Annotated in this window: 22 protein-coding genes; 4 read left to right on the top strand and 18 right to left on the bottom strand. The window is 26.8% G+C overall.

The window, feature by feature from the left end; translation table 11 throughout:
- Positions 1-386, bottom strand: a 386-nt coding sequence (locus EIH23_RS07555; protein WP_122639619.1) for a DUF4829 domain-containing protein, incomplete at its 3' end; no start/stop codon positions are given.
- 161 nt (positions 387-547) lie between these two features.
- Here EIH23_RS07555 and deoD point away from each other — a divergent pair.
- Complete coding sequence (deoD, locus tag EIH23_RS07560; protein WP_122639620.1) at positions 548-1,267, top strand: purine-nucleoside phosphorylase; 720 nt, start codon at positions 548-550, stop codon at positions 1,265-1,267.
- Positions 1,268-1,343: 76 nt separating this feature from the next.
- Here deoD and lexA read toward each other — a convergent pair whose 3' ends face one another.
- From lexA to EIH23_RS07585, 5 genes are all read right to left on the bottom strand, one after another.
- A complete protein-coding gene (gene lexA / locus EIH23_RS07565) occupies positions 1,344-1,979 on the bottom strand; it encodes a transcriptional repressor LexA (RefSeq protein ID WP_122639621.1) in 636 nt (211 codons plus the stop codon).
- Between the two features lie 162 nt (positions 1,980-2,141).
- The gene (locus tag EIH23_RS07570; protein ID WP_122639878.1) at positions 2,142-3,323 is read right to left on the bottom strand and encodes a tyrosine-type recombinase/integrase; all 1,182 of its coding nucleotides are present in this window, start codon (positions 3,321-3,323) and stop codon (positions 2,142-2,144) included.
- Between the two features lie 1,104 nt (positions 3,324-4,427).
- On the bottom strand, positions 4,428-4,625 hold the full coding sequence (locus EIH23_RS07575; RefSeq protein WP_122639622.1) for a small, acid-soluble spore protein, H family: 198 nt from the start codon (positions 4,623-4,625) through the stop codon (positions 4,428-4,430).
- 150 nt (positions 4,626-4,775) lie between these two features.
- Positions 4,776-5,036 (bottom strand): stage V sporulation protein S, encoded by a 261-nt coding sequence (locus tag EIH23_RS07580; RefSeq protein ID WP_122639623.1) that lies wholly within the window; start codon positions 5,034-5,036, stop codon positions 4,776-4,778.
- Between the two features lie 129 nt (positions 5,037-5,165).
- A complete protein-coding gene (locus tag EIH23_RS07585) occupies positions 5,166-5,822 on the bottom strand; it encodes a hypothetical protein (protein ID WP_122639624.1) in 657 nt (218 codons plus the stop codon).
- Between the two features lie 178 nt (positions 5,823-6,000).
- Here EIH23_RS07585 and EIH23_RS07590 point away from each other — a divergent pair, with 178 nt between their 5' ends.
- Entirely contained in the window at positions 6,001-6,273 is a 273-nt protein-coding gene (locus EIH23_RS07590; RefSeq protein ID WP_122639625.1) for a hypothetical protein, read from the top strand.
- 60 nt (positions 6,274-6,333) lie between these two features.
- Here EIH23_RS07590 and trmB read toward each other — a convergent pair whose 3' ends face one another.
- From trmB to EIH23_RS07610, 4 genes are all read right to left on the bottom strand, one after another.
- Entirely contained in the window at positions 6,334-6,984 is a 651-nt protein-coding gene (gene trmB / locus EIH23_RS07595) for a tRNA (guanosine(46)-N7)-methyltransferase TrmB (RefSeq protein ID WP_122639626.1), read from the bottom strand.
- Between the two features lie 82 nt (positions 6,985-7,066).
- Entirely contained in the window at positions 7,067-7,390 is a 324-nt protein-coding gene (locus tag EIH23_RS07600) for a Fe-S cluster assembly protein HesB (RefSeq protein WP_122639627.1), read from the bottom strand.
- A gap of 76 nt (positions 7,391-7,466) precedes the next feature.
- Entirely contained in the window at positions 7,467-8,531 is a 1,065-nt protein-coding gene (locus tag EIH23_RS07605; RefSeq protein ID WP_122639628.1) for a leucine-rich repeat domain-containing protein, read from the bottom strand.
- Position 8,532: 1 nt separating this feature from the next.
- The gene (locus EIH23_RS07610) at positions 8,533-9,129 is read right to left on the bottom strand and encodes a GNAT family N-acetyltransferase (protein ID WP_122639629.1); all 597 of its coding nucleotides are present in this window, start codon (positions 9,127-9,129) and stop codon (positions 8,533-8,535) included.
- 234 nt (positions 9,130-9,363) lie between these two features.
- Between EIH23_RS07610 and EIH23_RS07615 the strand changes: the two genes are divergently transcribed.
- Positions 9,364-10,479, top strand: coding sequence for a tyrosine-type recombinase/integrase (locus tag EIH23_RS07615; RefSeq protein ID WP_122639630.1), 1,116 nt, complete (start codon positions 9,364-9,366; stop codon positions 10,477-10,479).
- Between the two features lie 300 nt (positions 10,480-10,779).
- Here the strand turns inward: EIH23_RS07615 and EIH23_RS07620 are convergent, their stop codons facing one another.
- From EIH23_RS07620 to EIH23_RS07650, 7 genes are all read right to left on the bottom strand, one after another.
- The gene (locus EIH23_RS07620) at positions 10,780-11,742 is read right to left on the bottom strand and encodes a magnesium transporter CorA family protein (RefSeq protein WP_122639631.1); all 963 of its coding nucleotides are present in this window, start codon (positions 11,740-11,742) and stop codon (positions 10,780-10,782) included.
- Positions 11,743-11,840: 98 nt separating this feature from the next.
- A complete protein-coding gene (locus EIH23_RS07625; protein ID WP_122639632.1) occupies positions 11,841-12,680 on the bottom strand; it encodes a 4-hydroxy-3-methylbut-2-enyl diphosphate reductase in 840 nt (279 codons plus the stop codon).
- 10 nt (positions 12,681-12,690) lie between these two features.
- The gene (locus tag EIH23_RS07630) at positions 12,691-13,287 is read right to left on the bottom strand and encodes a lysophospholipid acyltransferase family protein (RefSeq protein ID WP_122639633.1); all 597 of its coding nucleotides are present in this window, start codon (positions 13,285-13,287) and stop codon (positions 12,691-12,693) included.
- Positions 13,288-13,304: 17 nt separating this feature from the next.
- Entirely contained in the window at positions 13,305-13,955 is a 651-nt protein-coding gene (cmk, locus tag EIH23_RS07635) for a (d)CMP kinase (protein ID WP_122639634.1), read from the bottom strand.
- 26 nt (positions 13,956-13,981) lie between these two features.
- Positions 13,982-14,347, bottom strand: coding sequence for a chorismate mutase (aroH, locus tag EIH23_RS07640; protein WP_122639635.1), 366 nt, complete (start codon positions 14,345-14,347; stop codon positions 13,982-13,984).
- Positions 14,348-14,357: 10 nt separating this feature from the next.
- Positions 14,358-15,563 (bottom strand): NAD(P)/FAD-dependent oxidoreductase, encoded by a 1,206-nt coding sequence (locus tag EIH23_RS07645; protein ID WP_122639636.1) that lies wholly within the window; start codon positions 15,561-15,563, stop codon positions 14,358-14,360.
- 14 nt (positions 15,564-15,577) lie between these two features.
- Positions 15,578-16,219 (bottom strand): histidine phosphatase family protein, encoded by a 642-nt coding sequence (locus EIH23_RS07650; RefSeq protein ID WP_122639637.1) that lies wholly within the window; start codon positions 16,217-16,219, stop codon positions 15,578-15,580.
- A gap of 209 nt (positions 16,220-16,428) precedes the next feature.
- Here EIH23_RS07650 and EIH23_RS07655 point away from each other — a divergent pair, with 209 nt between their 5' ends.
- On the top strand, positions 16,429-17,280 hold the full coding sequence (locus tag EIH23_RS07655) for a YitT family protein (RefSeq protein WP_122639638.1): 852 nt from the start codon (positions 16,429-16,431) through the stop codon (positions 17,278-17,280).
- A gap of 88 nt (positions 17,281-17,368) precedes the next feature.
- On the opposite strand, the gene clpB is transcribed toward EIH23_RS07655, so the two are convergent.
- The gene (gene clpB / locus EIH23_RS07660; protein WP_122639639.1) at positions 17,369-19,966 is read right to left on the bottom strand and encodes an ATP-dependent chaperone ClpB; all 2,598 of its coding nucleotides are present in this window, start codon (positions 19,964-19,966) and stop codon (positions 17,369-17,371) included.
- Positions 19,967-20,377: the final 411 nt, after the last annotated feature.

Here is a 20,377-nt window from a genome sequence, read left to right on the forward strand (position 1 = left end):
GATTCATATTCTCCATTTTTATATAATTCTTGAGATGAGTAAGATGCCGTATAAATAACCTTATAAATTTTTATATCATCATTCTTTAAACTATCATTTGATTTTAAATATAGATTAAGTAGACTTGGATTATTATATTCTCTTATGCTTACGATACTTACTTCTGAAAGATAGGAGAGTTGAAGCTTAATACTATCCAATTCATTTTTATTATATAGTAATTTGGAAATTTCATTTATTTTCTTTTGATTTTTATATTCATAATATTCATGAATAATATTTGCTGGATTTGAAGAATAAGATTTTGTTTTTACGGTGACTATAAAAGTGAAAAGTAGCATAGGAATAAGTACTATAATTGCAATACGTTGTTTTTTCTTAAACAAATTCACACCTCCACATAGATATACAAGAAACAATGTTATACTTATACTTTATATATATACTTATTTAAACAATTATAGTATACTAAAGCATGCAATGATTAAAGAAGTTATAATATTGCTATTAAAAAATATAATTTATAAATATTCAGGAGGCACAAACAATGAGTAAATCACCAGTACCAACTCCGCATAACAATGCATTAGTTGGAGACATAGCAGAAACAGTTTTATTACCAGGAGATCCTCTTAGAGCGAAATTCATAGCAGAAACATTCTTAGAAGATGTTGTGCAATATAATACAGTTAGAGGTATGTATGGTTACACTGGATACTATAAGGGTAAAAGAGTATCGGTTCAAGGTAGTGGAATGGGTATGCCATCAATAGGAATATACTCATACGAATTAATACATTTCTATGGTGTAAAAAACTTAATAAGAGTTGGTTCAGCAGGAGCAATAAATGAAAACTTAAAGTTACATGATGTCGTAATCGGTATGGGTGCTTGTACAAATTCAAATTATGCATCTTCATATGAATTACCAGGTACGTTTGCTCCAATAGCAAGCTTTGAATTATTACAAAAAGCTGTAAATGTTGCTAAGGAACAAGGTACAGATGTAACAGTAGGTAATATTTTATCTTCAGATGTATTCTATGGAGAGCCCGGTTCAAATGCATTACTTAAGTGGCAAAAAATGGGTGTACTTTGTGTAGAAATGGAAGCTGCAGCTTTATATATGAATGCGGCTAGAGCAGGAGTGAATGCTTTAACAATACTTACAATATCTGATTGTCCATTTACTGGAGAAGAAACTACTGCACATGAAAGACAAGTAGCATTCACTAAAATGATGGAAATAGCTTTAGAATTAGCTTAATAAATATTACATAAAATAAAAAAGATATGATTTAAAAATAAATCATATCTTTTTTATTTTTTAACTAGTTTATATTTTAGACCATAGATCTAAATACCCCTGTAACTACACCTAAAATCTCTACATTTTTAGCTTCAACACGTATTGGATCCATAAAATCATTTTCAGGTTGTAATCTTACATAATTCCCTTCTTTAAAGAATCTTTTAACAGTAGAAACCTCTCCATTTATAAGAGCAATAACTATTTGTGAATTGAATGCAATGTTTTTCTTTTCAACAATTAAATAGTCATCATCTAATATACCTGCGTTAATCATGCTTTCCCCTTTAACTTTTAATAAAAAGTTTTCATGACCATGTATAAGGTTTGCAGGTAGCGGAATATATTCCTCTATGTTTTCTTGGGCTAATATTGGTTCACCAGCAGTTATTTGACCAACTAGAGGTAAGTTTAAAACCTCTTGATTAAATCCTGATACGTTATATCCTACAGTATCATCTAATATCTCAATTGCCCTAGGTTTAGTAGGGTCCCTTCTGATATATCCCAATTCTTCTAATTTGTTTAAATATCCATGAACTGTTGATGTAGATTTTACACCAGTAGCAGCGCATATTTCTCTTACAGAAGGTGGATATCCCTTTGCAATAAGTTGTTCTTTAATAAATTCTAGTACACCTAGTTGTTTTTCACTTAAGTCTAAATACATAAAATCAACTCCCTTCTATTTATAAATGATGTATTAAATAACGTTTAAAATTTCCAACGTAATATAATCTAATTAAGCTTTTATAATTATATTTTAACACAAGAAGCTTGATTTCACAAACGTTTGTTCTAAATAAGTTAAATACATATTAGTAAGCAAAATTTATAAAGATTCATTGGTTTCTATGTCATTTTCAATTTCTTTTATAGATTCAAGTTTATCATTGTCATCAACCCATTCGAAGTTATTAACAATATCACGCTTAACATTCTTTTTATGAGCAGCGTAAAGTTGGGTAGTTGTAACATTATCATGATCTAGTAGATTTTGAACATCATAAATAGAAAAACCTGTTTGTATTAAAGAAGTAGCAGCAGTGGCTCTTAATTTATGTGGACTATATCCTTTATTTCTAGATGTATCCATAGAAATAGACGTATACTTTTTCACAAGATCTCTAATAGACTTAGGTGTAATCCTTTTTTTCTGAAGAGATAAGAATAAAGCATCCTTAACATCATCACTTAACGACTCGCTTTTAGGCCTTTCATTAAAAATATAATCTTTTACAACAGTTTCGCATGTATGGTTTATAGGCATAAGAACCTCTTTACCTCTTTTTCTATAAATCTTAAATTCACCTCTAGAGAAGTTAAAAGAAGAAATATTAAGTTCTCTAAGCTCATTAAGTCTTAGTCCATAGGTTACGAATAATGCTAAGATAGCCTTGTCACGAAGCTTAGTCTTTTTCCAATATACTTTTTCTTTTTCAGTAAGACCTTCGCCGCTTTCTACTGCATCTAGCATTTTAGTAACTTCATCAATATCAAGCCTTTTTATTGCATCCGGTTGAGGCTTAGGAAGCTTAATTGGGTTAAATCCATCTGTAATGTTATTTTCTAATTGTTCATTCCTATAAAGAAATTTAAATAGGGTAGACAGAGATGATTTTTTTCTAGCTAAAGCTCTATTGTTATTTTCAAATATTAATGTATTTTTTTCTGTATGCTTATAGTATCTACTACAATAATCTCCAAGAAATAGATTAACATCTCTTGCTTTTATAGAATTAAATTCCTCAAGAGTTATATCTTTTGTACTTTCAGCTCTCGTAAGCTCCTGAGACTCGACTAAATAAGTGCAAAAGAAGTTTATATCTTCAAGGTAAGCATAACGCGTAGAAACGGCTACAGAGCCTTTTAGATATATGAAATAATCTTTCATAAACTTAGGTAGTTGATTTTCTATTTTAATACATTTTTCCACAATGTTGTTATCTCTAATAACTATATTATCTGGTTTGTCTGATTTATTGTTAATTTTTAAGATTTTATCCTTGTTCAAAATAATCCTAAATTTCAAATTAATTATTATGTGTATAATAATATAAAATATCATATTAGTTTTTTTCTTTCAATGGATAAAAGATAAGAAGAGATTAGATAGATATTAAAATTAAATATGTATGTATACAAAATAAATAATATATCTATATAAATATATTGTAAGGATCAAAAAAATTTAAAATAACTAAAATAACTAAGTATTATATATAAATAAAATTATATGAAGTTTATTAATTATTAATTTATATTTACATTTATATACAGATTTTGAATATGAATATGAATAAAATAAGAGTGAAGAGAAAAAATAGTATACATTTATAAATTTAAAAAATACTAAAAAATTATATTAAGAGTACTGTATATAATGTTTATTTATATAACTATTCCCTAAATATACATTTAGAAACTAGTTATATGTTGATTATTATAACTACTCCTTTGTACATACATATACGCAGATATTATATATATTTAGTTTTTATATACATATATAAATTTAATTTACAGCAACTATGTTATAAAATGTATATTCTTACGCATTATATATGTATAGATATTTATATACATATATCTACAAATTTATTCAAAATATCATTACGTATGTATATATATGTGTGAAAAATTGTATTTTTATTAAGATTGCTTGATTTTAATTTAAACTTAATAAAATTAATTCGCTCCGTCGTAGAAATTTCATTTTACTTAATTAAATATGGTTAATATTGTTATTTACTTTAATTTATCGGATTCATGAGTTGTTTTAATAAGATATGATCATTTATTTATTCTATTTTATAAACTTTAACCTTTAACACATTTACTTTCTTTTCATTATATATAGCTTCATATTAAGTTAATCCTATTTGACGATTTTAATAAAACCCTTCTCTATCAAATTACCCTACTAGACTAACCTATTTTTTAGAATGGAATTAAACAAACGATTTAGAAATTACTACTTAAAAATAATAATATTTATGATTACTAGCTATAGCTTTAAGATTAAACTATTTTAGGCTTAGGAGAATTTATTTAGTTTAGCTTCATAAAATTTAAATAAACTAAGTAAATTCTCATTAATTAATTATTTGTATGTAATTTAATATAAAACTTCATTTAATTGTTCTAGGCTTACTTCATATTTATAGTTTCCATCCATAGATTCAACATATGCAGTACCAATATTGTTATCTACACTTATGATATTAACCTGATTCTCTTTATAGAAAATCTTTGAATTGACATTTGTATTTGAATCTTTTGAATTTACTATCTCCATAGCTCTTCTTAATTGCATAAAATCCTCCTAAATGATAATATACTATTTTATTACTTTATTTATACTTACCATTAAAGATTATTTTATGCATTTGATCAAGTTTATAAGTAAATAAAAAAGCAACAGCTTAAAAATAGCTTGTTGCTTTTTTATTTATTATCCTAATTATTATCTAGGTTCTATTATTAATTTTATAGCTGTTTTTTGCTCTCCGTCAATTTCAATGTCTGTAAAAGCTGGAACACAAACTAAATCCATACCACTTGGAGCTACAAATCCTCTTGCAATTGCTACTGACTTTATAGCTTGATTTAATGCGCCAGCACCGATAGCTTGGATTTCTGCGTTTCCTTTTTCTCTTAGTACTCCTGCTAGAGCTCCTGCCACAGAATTAGGATTAGATTTTGATGAAACTTTTAATACTTCCATTTCAATATCCTCCTTTTGTATTATTTAAAATATCTACAGTACTAAATTAACTTTGTTTAAATTATACTTCGATATTAAACTAAAAAATACCTTTAATTTTTATACATATATTATTAAATATAAGTGAATTTAGCTTTTAGCTTCTTGCTTTTTTAATTCTTGGATTTCTTTTAATGTTAAACCTGTAATTTCCATTATAAATTGAGGATCAGATTTTTTTTCTAAAAGCTCTAATGCCATGACTTTTTTTGTTGCTAGTGTTTTTATTTCTTTTTCTAGAGCTAATTCCTTTTCTTGTTCTGTAAAAAATACATTTTCAAGATCATTTTCTAATATTTTATTGGAGAATGATTTTGTTAAGAACATTTGTTCTCCTTCATCATTATTGACACTTTCTTCATTTATCCTCTTAATTTTTACTTTAAACCATTCCTTATATATGTTGAATAAAATAAAAATTGAAGGTATTAAAAAGTAAGCTTTAGCTCCTAATAATCCAATTATAACAGTTATAATGCATATAGCTTTATTTATAGTACTTATTGGTATATTGAAAATATATTTTTCGTTTGTATATGTGTTTATTGCTGATAGAATCAACATAATTACACAAAGCGGCAATAAAAAGTAACTGGCAATTACTCCTCCAAAGCTTAATGAATCGAAATTTCTATTTATATTTCCGTATACATACATCCAACCATTCAAATAGGCGTATAAACTTGTAAAAACTCCAATTATTGCACCGAGAGCTTCTGTGTAATAGTTTGAGAAATGCGAATTCATGTTATCCCCCCTAATAATATGTATAATAATAAGTATGATTTAAAACTTATAAATATATCATATTCTATTTATTGTTAATTTTCTATTTATATTTTTTATGAAAAGTATTATAATTTATATACTGAAAACTAAATTAATTTACGATGGTGTTAATCCACCGAATGAGAGGCGTTTTATTATGTTGGATACTGCAGAATTTGTACTTAAAATAGCATTTATAGTATTAACTATTATTTGGATAGGTAAAATAATGATATTAAGAACTGATAAACAAATTGTTATAAATCCATTACTTATAGGTATATCGGCTATATTAGTAGTTTTACCAGAAGGTAATGAAATATCTACTACAGTAACAATACAAGAAGTAAAGGTTGCATTATATGCTATATATTGTGCTGTTGTATTATTAGGAGTTTATTCTACTACTAGAGATCGAAATTTATTTTAAAAAGCACCCAAATGGGATAATTGAACTTCGATTATCCTATTTAGGTGCTTTGTAGTTTAATTATAATGTAAGTCGCTTAGAAGCTTCACATCTAAATATTTTCATACCTTGTGACATAAATTTATCTTCATATTCTGTAGTTACATTGTTTATCTCTGTATTCTTAGCTAAATCTAGTGATATATTTTTTAATAACCAATTGTTAGAAGCTATTTCATTTAAACTAAATTCAAATAAGTCTTGGTTGTCAGTTTTGAAGTGTAATTCTCCTTCGTCTGATAGTATTTCTTTATATTTATCAAGGAAGTTAGAGTGTGTTAACCTTCTTTTTGACCACCTTTTCTTTGGCCATGGATCACAAAAATTAACATATACTCGGCTTATCTCTCCTTTATCAAAGGAGTCTAGAATATTGTTTACATTCCCCCATACAAATAGGATATTATCTAACTTGGCCTCATCTGCTTTTTCTACAGCTTTTAATAGTACTTCTTCTTTAATTTCCATAGCTATATAGTTTATATTTGGATTTTGCTTTGCTAAAGTTGTTATAAACTTTCCTCTTCCTGTACCAAATTCTACATATATAGGATTTTCATTTTTAAATTTTAGACTCCAATTACCTTTTAAATCTTCTATATTTTCTTTTATTACATAATTTGTATAACTGATTAATTTCTCATCGGATCCTTTTTTCTTTCTTCTTCTCATTGGCCTCTCCTTAAGTTGTAATAAATTTGTAAAAAATTATAGAGTATTAGCTTTAAGCCAATACTCTATTAATATAATCTAATTAACAATCGCAACCAGAGCATCCTCCACTGCAACCGCCGCCACCTTCAGGCATGTTTTCTACTACTATTCTGAATCCATATCCAGTATCTTCTATAGTCACGTCTCCGTATTGAGCGTATTCTGCTTGATCCATTACGAAATGTAATCCTTCATGGTCAAATGTTACATCTGAACTATTTTGCTCATCTAAAGCAAGACCAAATGATGGACCACTGCATCCAAAACCTGCAAAGTATATTCTTATGCTTGATGGTTTATCTGCATTTTCTCCTATTATTTTGTTTAATGTATCGATTGCTGTTTGTGGTAAAGTAACTTTCATTTAATCAATTCCTCTCTATTTCTTAGATATATATATTATATACCATTATAAAAAAGAATCAAACATTTTATTTTATCTAAACAGAAGATACAAAGGCATCGATATTGATAGATTTTTTATCTTTTAAATTTATTACATATAAGCTTGGAGTTACATAGTTATAATCATTAAGAAATGGAAATAATAATGTGTATCTATCTTCTTTTAAGTTATTAAAAGTATACATTCCGTTACTATTTGTAGTGCTATAATATTTATTACCGTTAGAATCTATTATTGTAATTACTTTGTTATTTAATGTATCAGAATCGTTAAGAACTAGTTTTCCTGATATAGAATATATATTAGGATTTGTACTCTCTAAGCTAAAAGAAGCATTACTTACATTTAAAAGTAATGGTTGTATAAGAACTCCGCTTAATAAACCTGACTTAAAAAAAGGAACCTCGTGATAAAAATCCGCTTTAACAAGGCAGTCTGAACAAATATTTTTTATTATTATTTTTGAAATAGAATATAAAAGTGAAGGTCTTTCATCTGTATATAAATCACTGTACTTACCGGTAACTTGTACGTTGTTGCAAGAAATAATGTTATTATCCTCCCATATTATAGTGGGTTTAAAAATGTAATTGTCTCCTTGATTTACAAATATAGGATTTAAGCATACTAATTGTTCGCTGGCTATTATTTTTATTTCTTTATTTACTAGGGAATTCATAAAAGAAAAATCATCTATACGGTTATTGGAGATATTTATTAAATCTAGGTGCTTTAATTCTGATAAATTGGGGATGTTGCGTATATTGTTATAATCCAAACTGACACTTTTAAGTTTTTTTAGTTTAGGTAAAAAAGAGATATTTTCTATTCTATTTTCGCTTAATTCTAGATTTTCTAAATTTGATAAATTACTTATTTCGTCTGCTGTTTTAATGTAGTTTTTATTAAGGATAAGATTATTTAAGCTTCTCGCATATTGTAACCCATGTAAACTCTTTATGCTTTGCTCTGATAAGTTAAGCTCTGTCAACTTACTTAGAAATTCTTTTGTTATATCTTTTTCTTTTTTGTTACACGCTCGGGCTATAGAAAATTTTAAATGTTTATTTATCCAATTATCGTCATTAACATTCGCCAAATTAATCATTCCTTTTATATTTTTTGTTTAATCTTTTAAAATAATACTCTTGTGACATTTCGTACTTATGACAAGTTACTAGACTAGATATAGAAGAATGAAGGTTCTTCTTAAATACTCCTAAGTAGTTAAAACCAAGCTTCTCAAGAGATTTTCGTGAATAATTATTGTCTTCAAATGTAATCGCTATTATTTTTTGTAAATTAAGATCCTCAAATCCATATCTTAACATAGCTAAAGCTAACTCTGATGATAAATCAAGGCCCCAATATTTAGGATTGATGCATATTCCTATTTCTCCTTCTTTAGAAGTGCTGGTTATGTTATTGAATCCTACATTACCTATAGTTTTACTATTCTCTTTGAATACAACAGCGAAGTGACCGATATTTCCTTTTTTATAGTTGCTTAAAAAGAATGTTTTGATGAATCTTTTTGTATCTGCTATGGTATTGTGCTTTTGCATTGGGAGATATTTAACAACTTTGCTTTGACTGTAGTATTCAAACATATCATTTGCATCTTCTAATGTTGCAGGTCTTAATATACATCGATTAGTTTTTATAATTTTCATTTGAGGATAAGTATTGTTTTTCATACTCAACCCCCTTTGAGTTTATATAACTTTCTATATACTTTATGATTTAGAGAATATATTCGTTCATAGAAACATAAAATATATACTTTTATGCCATTTTTTAATAAATGCGTATTTTCAACGAGTTTATACTACGAAGTTTCTTTTATGTCAGTTATATGTCAGAATTTTAAACTGTTTTTTGTAGAAGTTTTATGATAAAATCATTTATATAAAACAATTTGGAGGAATAACATGAGTTTTGTTTTTATAAGAAAAAGAAGTAAAAACTATATAGTTTATTTAGAATATAAAGATCCAGAGAGCGGAAAGAAAAAGCAGAAAAATATGGGATCATTCGAAAAGAAAAGAGATGCAAATAAAAGATTAGTTGAGTTAAAAGATGAAATTTATAATGATGACTTTTTAACTCCTAATAAGGTAACATTAAAAAATCACATATTAGAGTTTTTAGAAAAATATAAAGAAAATCTATCTATAACTACATATAATAATTACCTTAGAATTTGTAATAAATATATAATCCCCATAATAGGAAGCATAAAATTAGAAGACTTAAAACCTATTCACATACAAAACTATGTAGATGATTTAGTAGGAATATTAAGTCCTCAAACTATAAAAATACATATAAATATCTTAAATTTAGCTTTAAGAAGAGCTTATAGGCTTAAGTTAATTAGAGATAATGTAGTGGAATATATAGAAATTCCAAAGTCTAAAAAATTCAAAAATAAGATATACAATCAAGAAAATATGTTGAAATTATTGAACATATCTAAGAATACAGAGTTAGAGCTACCTATAGTGCTAGCTGTTGGATTGGGTTTGAGAATATCAGAAATATTAGGTTTAACTTGGGACAATATAGATTTTGAAGAAAAGCATATAACAATAAATAAGATAACTGTACGCTCTAATGGAAAGGTTATTTTAAAAAGCCCTAAAACAGATGCATCTATAAGGACTATATCTGCTCCATTAGAAATCATAAACTTACTAAGAGAACACAAACGTAAATGCATAGAGCTTAAATTGAGAGGTATTATCAAAAAAGATAATAATTTTATATTTTTTGATAATAATGGTATGCCTATAGCTCAAGATGTACTCAGCAGGAAGTTTTCTAGATTTTTAGAAAAAAATAATTTAGATCATATAAGATTTCATGACTTAAGGCATTCTCATGTAACTTTACTTATAAACTCTAAAGTTCCCATAAAAGTGATATCAGAAAGAGTTGGTCATTCTAATATCAATACTACACTTAATATATATTCTCATGTACTTAAAGAAATGGATAAAGAAGCTTCAGATAAAATTTCAGAAAGTCTATTTAAACTTAGTTAACATAATATTAATATGGTAAACATAATAGGGAATCGTAAAAAAATCCACCTTCTATATTCGATTTTAAATACATTACAGAAAATACATAATGTATTTAATCGTAAAAAATACAAATGTCCTTAAAATCGATTTTAGAGGCTAATAATAGAAATTGCTAAAAATAAACAAAAAAATAGAAGTTTTTTAGATAATTTTCATAAAATTTATAAAAATTCGCTTATCAAAACTAAGTTTAATAAATTACCAACTTTTTTTATATAAAAAAATACTCTATGTTTAAAATAACTTTATTATGTAAACTTAGAGTATTTTTTTGATTTTTAGTGTGATTAAACTTACAATGACAATTGCCAACATAATTAATAAAGTTATAAAATAAGAATAATGATTATTTAGTTCTGGCATATATTTGAAGTTCATACCATATATACCGGTAATAATTGTAAGGGGAGAAGCTATACCTGTCAATATAGTAAGTTTTGTTATTAATGAATTAGTCTTCTCTGCTACTTGTGAAGAGTATATGTCTAATAACCTATCAGCAAGTTCTCTTGTAGATATAGCAAAACTATATAGCTTATCTATCCCAAAATCAATATTTTGTAAATTTTCTAATGATATACCATGCTTTTTCATTTTAGAACTCTTCATATATCTTATATCCTCTTTTAATATCCTGTCACCAATGTATAGTAATGGTCTTGTGTTTTTTACTATAATTCTAGTTAAATTTCTTATTTCATTTATATCAGATATATTTTTATCTGATGTTCCATTCATTATATTGTCTTCCATTTCTAATATCATATCTTCTATTAATTCTAAATTTTCAAATCCATTTAGCATTATCTTTTTAAATATTAAATAGTTCACTCTATAAAGTACAACTGTAGGATTTGAATTTATAAACCTTTTATTACTCATCAAATCTTTTATATAATCGTATAAAAAATGATCTTCTTTCACAACTATTAATATAAACTTATCTGACAAATACATATTTATCTCTTCAAGAAGAAGTGTTCTTTTATCTAATTGGTATGTATTTAGACTTATAAAATCGTATTTTTCAAATATGTCTAACTTCATACTATCATCAAATTCTAAACACTCATCAAATGTAACTTCATCTATTTCTAATGTATCTTTTAATGACTTTAACTCATCTGGAGTACATAATATTAGATTATAGTTACTTTTTTTATAAGATGTATCATCAATATTATCTAACATTTCATTAGATGTTAAATCTAGTATATGCATATAATCACCTTTTAAGATTTTTACGTCTTACTTTAATATGTGAGTTTTAGAATATTTTATACTACAAAAGAAAAAAGAGAAGCTTAAGCTTCTCTTTTTTATATAGATTGGATAAAATCTATAACTTGCGATATTATCCAATCTGGAGTTGATGCACCAGCTGTAACACCAATTACATTGTATTTACCTAAATCTTCTTTATTTAGTTCATCTTTCGTTTCTATTGCAAATGTAGGAACTATATCCTTACATATATCTACAAGTTTTTGAGTATTTGAACTATGTTTACCACCTATAACGATCATACAATCTACTTCATTGGATAATTCTCTAGCTGATTGTTGTCTTTCTTTTGTAGCTGAGCATATTGTATTTTTATATATAACATCATCTAATATTTTTGAAAGTTTATCTACTATAGAATTATATAATTCAGGATTTATTGTCGTTTGAGATACAACACAGTATTTTTTATTTAAATCAAAGTCTATATCATCGATTTCATTTAAAGTTTTTATTATAATAGCATCTTCTTTGCACCATCCATTTATACCTATTACCTCAGGATGGTTTTTATCTCCGATCACTATTATCTTGTAACCTTTATCACTATAGTCTTTAGCTAGATTATGAATCTTTTTTACAAAAGGACAAGTTGTATCTATAATAGTAATTTCTTTACTTTCAGACTTTGTATATACACTTTCTCCAACACCATGAGATCTTATTATTACACTTTCATTAGATGGTATTTCATTTAGATTATCAACTGTCTTAAGGCCTTTTTCTTCATACTTTGATACAGCTTGCTTATTATGAATAAGTGGACCTAAGGCATATACTCCACTGTCTCTTTGTTCTAATTCGTTCCAAGCCATATTCATAGCTCTTTTTACACCGAAGCAAAAGCCAGCATTTTTAGATATTTTAACTTTCATATGTTATCTCCTATTTTGAATTTATATAGTAGTTTTCCTTTATTACTTCTAATATATTTTGAGATAATCTCTCATAATCTTTAGTAGTAAGTTTTTCTCTATAATATTCTTCAAATGATATAGGTTTATCTATATATATAGTAACCCTATTAAATAGTTTATAATTGGATATTATAGATATAGGAACCACTACAGCTTTTCCTTTTATTGCAAACATAGATAAACCAGCTTTAGCTTCTCCAAATCCTGGTTCTTTAATTCTTGTTCCTTCAGGGAATATACCTAATACATACCCATTTTTTATAGCTTTTAAAATATTTTTTATAGTAGATATATCAGGGTTTTCTCTATTTATAGGTATAACATTTAATTTATCTAAAATATAAGATAATGGTTTTATTTTAAATAATTCCTTTTTTGCAACTGCAGCTACTTCTCTATTTTCAATTGCAGCTGCAATAAATATTGAGTCCAGGTTAGACTTATGATTAGCTGCAACTACTAAGTTACCTTCATTAGGAATATTTTCAGCCCCTATGACTCTATATTTAAAAAATGTTTTAGAAAATAATTTAAATGATTTAATTGTAAATTTATAAAAATTCATTCTATCTCCCCTTATATTTAAAGACTTACTTTCGCTAAAACAGACTCAACTACTTCAGTTATACTTTTTCCAGTAGTATCTATTTCTATAGCATCATCAGCTTTTACTAACGGAGCAAATTCTCTATTAGAATCTATTTCATCTCTCTTTATTATATCTTTTATTATTTCTTCTAAAGATGTTTCATATCCTTTTTCAGTAAGTTCTTTGAAACGTCTCATTCCTCTTTCTTCTGGTGTTGCTACTAAGAAGAATTTGTAGTCTGCATTAGGGAATACATAAGAACCTATATCTCTTCCATCTAATATAACAGAGTTTCTTTGACCTATTTCTCTTTGGACATCTACCATAAGATATCTAACTTCTTTTATTTTAGCTACATTTGAAACATTATTGCTAACTTCCATAGTTCTTATTTCTTCTTTAACAACTTCTTTATCTAGATATAGGTTATTGTCTCTAAAGTCTATGTCAGTATTCTTAGCTATCTTTATAACTTCTTCCTCATTATTTATATCTATGTTGTTTTTTAAACATTTATAAGTTATAGCTCTATACATAGCTCCTGTATCTATATAGTTTATATTTAGCTTTTCTGCTATTATCTTCGCTATTGTACTTTTTCCTGCGCCTGCTGGTCCATCAACTGCTATTACTAAATTATTCATACTTGTTTCTCCTATTTTGTCTAATTTTATTTTATTAAATCCGGTCTTAAAATTTTAGCTTCATTTAAATAAATATGATTTATATCTTTTTTTTCTTTTTTGCTATTAATATAAATTAATACTCTTATACATTTTCTTAAACTTCCAACTATATATTTTTCTTCAAAATTTAGTAAAGGTATATCAATTAATTCTAAATTCTCTCTAACAGCAACTGCCGGATATGCTGCATCTAAATCACTTGTCATAGTGAAGCACATACTTATTATATCATCGCTATGTAAACCATTACTTTTTATTATATCATTTATAAGCAATGTTGTTTCTTTTAAAATATCTTCTTTGGTATTGTAATTAACCGTTGTCGCTCCTCTTATTGCTAAAACTTTCATAATATATCACCTATACACTTAATCCTGCAAGATAACCTGTTGAAAATGCTATTTGTAGATTATACCCACCTGTTTCAGCATCTATATCAATAACTTCTCCTGTAAGATATAAATTTTTGATTATTTTAGATTCTAAAGTAGATGAATTTATTTCTTTAACAGAAATACCTCCGCTAGTTACTTGAGAAGCTTTTATACTTAAAGAACCATTACAAGTAAGCTGCATATTCTTTAAATACTCTAGAATTCTATTTTCATCTTTTTTAGATAGTTCATTAGCTTTTTTATCACTTAAGTTAAGGACATCAAATATTGCCTTTAAGAAATTTTGAGGAAGAACTCCTTTTAAATTATTAATTACATTTTTATTAGGATTTTCTCTTAAAATACTAGAGAGTTCTTCTATACTCATATTAGGTAAAGTATCTATTGTAAGTATTACCTTTCCATTGGAAAGCATTTTATTAATATATGATGACATTATAAGTACACAAGGTCCAGTAATGCCGAAATGTGCAAATAACATATCTCCTACTTTAGATATCTTTTTCTTTTTACAAGATAATTCGACTTTTTGAAGTGATATTCCTTGTAAGTTTTTTATCCAATGCTCCTCTATAGTAAGAGGAATTAAAGCTGGGTAAATTTGAGTTACAGTATGGTTATATCTTTTTAAAATATCATACATCAAACCATCAGAACCAGTACTTTCATAACTCTTACCACCAGTAGAGATAATAACCTTATCTGCAAATATACGCTTATTATTTTCAGTTATAACTCCTACTACAATACTATCTTCAACTATAAGATCAACTACTTTTGTATTATACATTATATTTACGTTGTTACTTATTAAATCATGTTGTAAAGTATTTATTACTTCTTCAGCTTTGTCACTTTTAGTATAAACTTTTTGGTCGTTATGTTCTTCAACTTTGTACTCTAAGTTTTTATTAGAAAAATAGTTTAATAAATCTCTATTTGTAAATGTATAAAAACTACTATATAAGAATTTTTTATTATTAACTACCTTCTCAAAGAATTCTTCAATATCTCTATTATTAGTTATATTGCATCTTCCTCCACCAGTTAACTTAAGTTTCTTTCCTAACTCACTATTTCTTTCTATTAATGTAACCTCATGTTGTTTTGAAGCTGTTAGAGCTGCCATCATACCAGATGGTCCTCCTCCAACTACTATAACTTTTGCCATATAGGTACTCTCCTTTATTCTAATGCTGATTTATTGGTATTGTAATTAGTCTTAAAATGGCTTGTATCATTCATTTTTATAACAACAGGACCATAGTTTCTAAATTCAACAATATTTAAAGCTGTATTATCTTGTTTTATTCTATATATATTTTCAAGTCCTGAAGCTAAACAAGATAAAAGAATAACTCTTACAGTTACTGAATGACTTACTAAGACTATATGCTTATTATCATACTTTTCATTTAATTCTGTTATAAATTCATTAACTCTATCTCTAATTATAGATAAGGTTTCTCCACCTGGAATATCTACTAAGTGAGGAGAGTTTCTCCATATACTATACATGTCACCATAAGTTTCTTTTATTTCATCTATTAATAAGCCTTCCCATACACCAAATCCCATTTCTCTTAAACTTGAAGTTTGCTTAGCTTCTAGATTTAATTCATTTGCAATTATATCTGCAGTTTCTATAGCTCTACCTAAATCACTAGTATATATATAATTAATAGGATATTTTTTCATACTCTTGGCAAGTGTTGATGCTTGCTCTTTACCTTTTTGTGTTAGATTAGAGTTTCCATGTCCTTGAGTTTTACCTAGTATATTCCAATTAGTTTCACCATGTCTTACTATGTAAAATGTATTTGCCATAATGCCCTCCTAAATCATCTTTTATTTATTTTTAGCTTTTACCAACTTTTTATTATATCATATATTATTTAATAAAGATATTTTAACTTTGAATTCGAGTATATGACTGAGGTTATTGGTTAAGTTAAACATATAAGTTATAAGAAGGTATGAAATTAATTTAATAGAAATATATATAATATAAATTTTATAACTGGAGGAAGGGCAATATGAAAAATACAAAACTAAGTATTAGTGATGTTTTTATATTAATTATAGGTTGCTTACTTATGGCAATATCTATAAATATGTTTTTTGATCCTCATGATATAGCGCCAGGTGGGTTAACAGGGGTATCTATATTAGTAAGTACACTTACAGGAATACCTATTTGGCTAATTAATATAAGTGTAGATATACCTCTTTTTTTATTTGCTTATAGAATTTTAAGTAAAAAAGATTCATTTAAAACAGCTTTAGGTATAACATTTCTTACCTTATCATTAAAATTAACAGAAGGATTAGGATCTATTCATATAACAAATGATGTTTTATTATCAACTATATCAGGTGCAATTATAATGGGTATTTCCTTAGGATTAATATTTAGAATAAATGGTAGTACAGGTGGAACCGATTTAATTGGGGTATTAGCTAATAAATTTATGCCATCTATTAGTATATCGATGCTTATGGGATGTGCTGATGGAGTAATAGTAATTCTTTCTGGTATAGTAAGTGGAAATATAGAAATTGCTCTTTATTCTGCTATAGCATTATATATAATTGTAAAGGTAAGTGATATTATAGTAGAAGGTATAAATACATCAAGTTCTTTCACTATAATATCTGATAAATATCAAGAAATAGGAAGCTCAATTATGGAAGAACTTGATAGAGGAGCTACTATTTTAAAAGGAGAAGGATTCTATACTAAAAATAATAAAAATGTACTTTTAGTTGTAGTATCAAAAAAACAAGTTGTAACTATGAAAAAGTTGGTAAAGACTATAGACCCAAATGCTTTTATAATAATAAGTGATACATTTGAAACAATAGGAGAAGGATTTAAAAGACTTTAATTAAATGCATATAAAAAATAGCAATATGTTTAGATTTAGTACACTAACATATTGCTATTTTTATTATTTATCTAAAGTGATATATTATTTATTTAACATGTATATCTATATTTTCATCTTCTCCATCTACAACTATAGTACAACCACTATATATTGTACCTGCTATGATCATTCTCGCTATAATAGTTTCTAAAGTATTTCCTATATATCTTTTAAGTGGTCTTGCACCATATACAGGATCATAACCTTCTTTAGCCATTATATCTTTAGCAACATCAGTAACTTCTACAGATATATTTTTCTCACTTAATCTTCTTCTTAAGTCAGACATAAAGATATCGATGATTTTCTTGATTTCATTTTTATCAAGAGGTTTAAACATAATTATGTCATCTACTCTGTTTAAAAACTCTGGTTTAAATCTACGTTTCATTTCATTCATTACCAATTCTTTTGTTTCTTCGTTTATATAACCATTTTTAGCTTCTAATAAATAGCTACTTCCTATATTTGATGTCATTATTATAAGTGTATTCTTAAAGTCTACAGTTTTACCTTTATTATCTGTAAGTCTACCATCATCTAATATCTGTAAAAACAAATTGAATACATCTTCATGAGCCTTTTCTATTTCATCAAATAATATTACTGAATAAGGAGATCTTCTTACTGCTTCTGTTAATTGACCACCTTCTTCATATCCTACATATCCAGGAGGAGGTCCTATTAGTCTAGATACTGCATGTTTTTCCATGTATTCAGACATATCGATTCTAATAATATTTTCTTCACTATCAAATAAATTATTAGCTAAAGTTTTCGCAAGTTCTGTTTTTCCAACACCTGTAGGTCCTAAGAATATAAATGAACCTATTGGTTTATTTTCATCTTTAAGACCAGCTCTTGCTCTAATTACTGCATTAGCAACAGCTGTTACTGCTTCATCTTGACCAATTACCCTGTTATGAAGGTCATCTTCTAATTTAAGAAGCTTTTCTCTTTCTCCTTCCATTAGCTTTGTAACTGGTATTCCTGTCCATTTAGCAACAATTTCAGAAATTTCATTTTCAGTAACTTCTTCTTTTAATAAAGCATTTTCATAACTTTTTTGCATATTTTCTTCACATGCTTTTATTTGTTCTTCTAGCTTTGGTATTACTCCATATTTAACTTCAGCTGCTTTATTAAAGTCATACTCTCTTTCATATTTTTCAACATTTCCTTTAGCTTCATCTAATTGAGTTTTTAAATTTCTTATTTCTAGTATTTGACCTTTTTCTTTTTCGTATTTTGCAGTCATTTCATCATTTTTAGATTTTAATTCAGCTATTTCTTTAATTGTTTTTTCTAATCTCTTTTTACTTTTTTCATCATTTTCTTTTAATAAAGCTTCTCTTTCAGTTTCTAATGTAAATAACTTTCTTCTTACGATATCTAAATCAGTTGGAACTGAATCTATTTCACTACGTATCATAGCACCTGCTTCATCTATTAAATCGATTGCTTTATCTGGTAAAAATCTATCTGATATATATCTATCTGATAATTTAGCAGCAGCTACTATTGCACTATCATGTATTCTGACACCATGATGTATCTCAAAACGTTCTTTTAAGCCTCTAAGAATAGATATTGTATCTGAAACGGTAGGTTCATCAGCTATAACTGGTTGGAAACGTCTTTCTAAAGCTTTATCTTTTTCTATATATTGTCTATACTCATCAAACGTAGTTGCACCAATACAATTTAATTCTCCACGAGCAAGCATTGGTTTTATTAAGTTCCCTGCATCCATAGATCCTTCTGTTTTTCCAGCGCCAACGATAGTATGAATTTCATCTATAAATAATATTATTTTACCTTCAGAACTTTGAACTTCTTTAAGTACAGCTTTAAGCCTCTCTTCAAATTCGCCTCTATATTTAGCACCAGCTATTAATGCACCCATATCTAGAGAAAAAATGACTTTATCTTTTAGACCTTCAGGAACATCTCCTCTTACTATTCTCTCAGCTAGACCTTCTACTATAGCAGTTTTCCCTACTCCTGGTTCACCAATTAAAACTGGATTATTTTTAGTTCTTCTTGAAAGTATTCTAATAACTCTTCTTATTTCTTCATCTCTACCTATAACAGGGTCTAATTTATGCTTTTTAGCTAAATCAACTAAATTAGTACCATATCTAGCAAGAGCTTCATAAGTACCTTCTGGATCTTGAGTTTCAACTCTTTGATTACCTCTAACTTGAGATAATACATTTAAAAAGTCATTTTTATTTATATTATATTGTTTTAATATTTTACCAACGTTAGAATTAGATTCCATATCTATAAGAGCAAGCATTACATGTTCTACACTTATGTATGAATCTTTAAATTCTTTAGATATGTCTTCAGCTTTTATTAAAACTTCATTTATTCTTCTAGATGCAGTTACACCTTGTGAACTTACACCCTCTCCGTATATTTGAGGAAGCCTATTTAATTCAGAGTCGATAGTTTGTTTTAAAGACTCAATAGATATATTCATCTTTTCAAAGATATTAGGGATAAGGCCATCCTCTTGATTAACTAAAGCAGCAAATAAATGTATTGAGTCTACTTGTTGATTATGATGCTTTACAGCTTCATTATAAGCTTCATTTAAAGCTTTTTGAACTCTTACAGTCATTCTTTCTATATCCATTTAAATCCCTCCAATTATATCTATATAATAGATATTTTTTATAGTATTTACAAAAACTAACTAATTAATATTAATCTACATAAATTTATTATAGTTTTATTTTAACAAAATAAAAAGCATTAGATTGAATTTTCTATCAAATCTAATGCTTTTTACAAAAGAATAACTTATAGGCTACTCTTTTTCCCCTATGCTTTATTAAATATGATTTGTGGGTTTAGTTCTTATCTTTCCTTTGGTTAAAGATACATTAACTAATCACAAGTGTTAATTTGGGTATATTAATACTTTTAACATATCTAATAGCTTATTTTTCAGGTAAGCAGTCACCTAAGCATTTATTCTAAACCTCCAAAGGATACTAGTAAACGGATAGAATACTCTAGGCTTTGTATAGTAGGCTTAGAAAGT

It is taken from the genome of Romboutsia sp. Marseille-P6047 (assembly GCF_900604535.1).
In the GTDB taxonomy this organism is placed as follows: domain Bacteria; phylum Bacillota; class Clostridia; order Peptostreptococcales; family Peptostreptococcaceae; genus Romboutsia_E.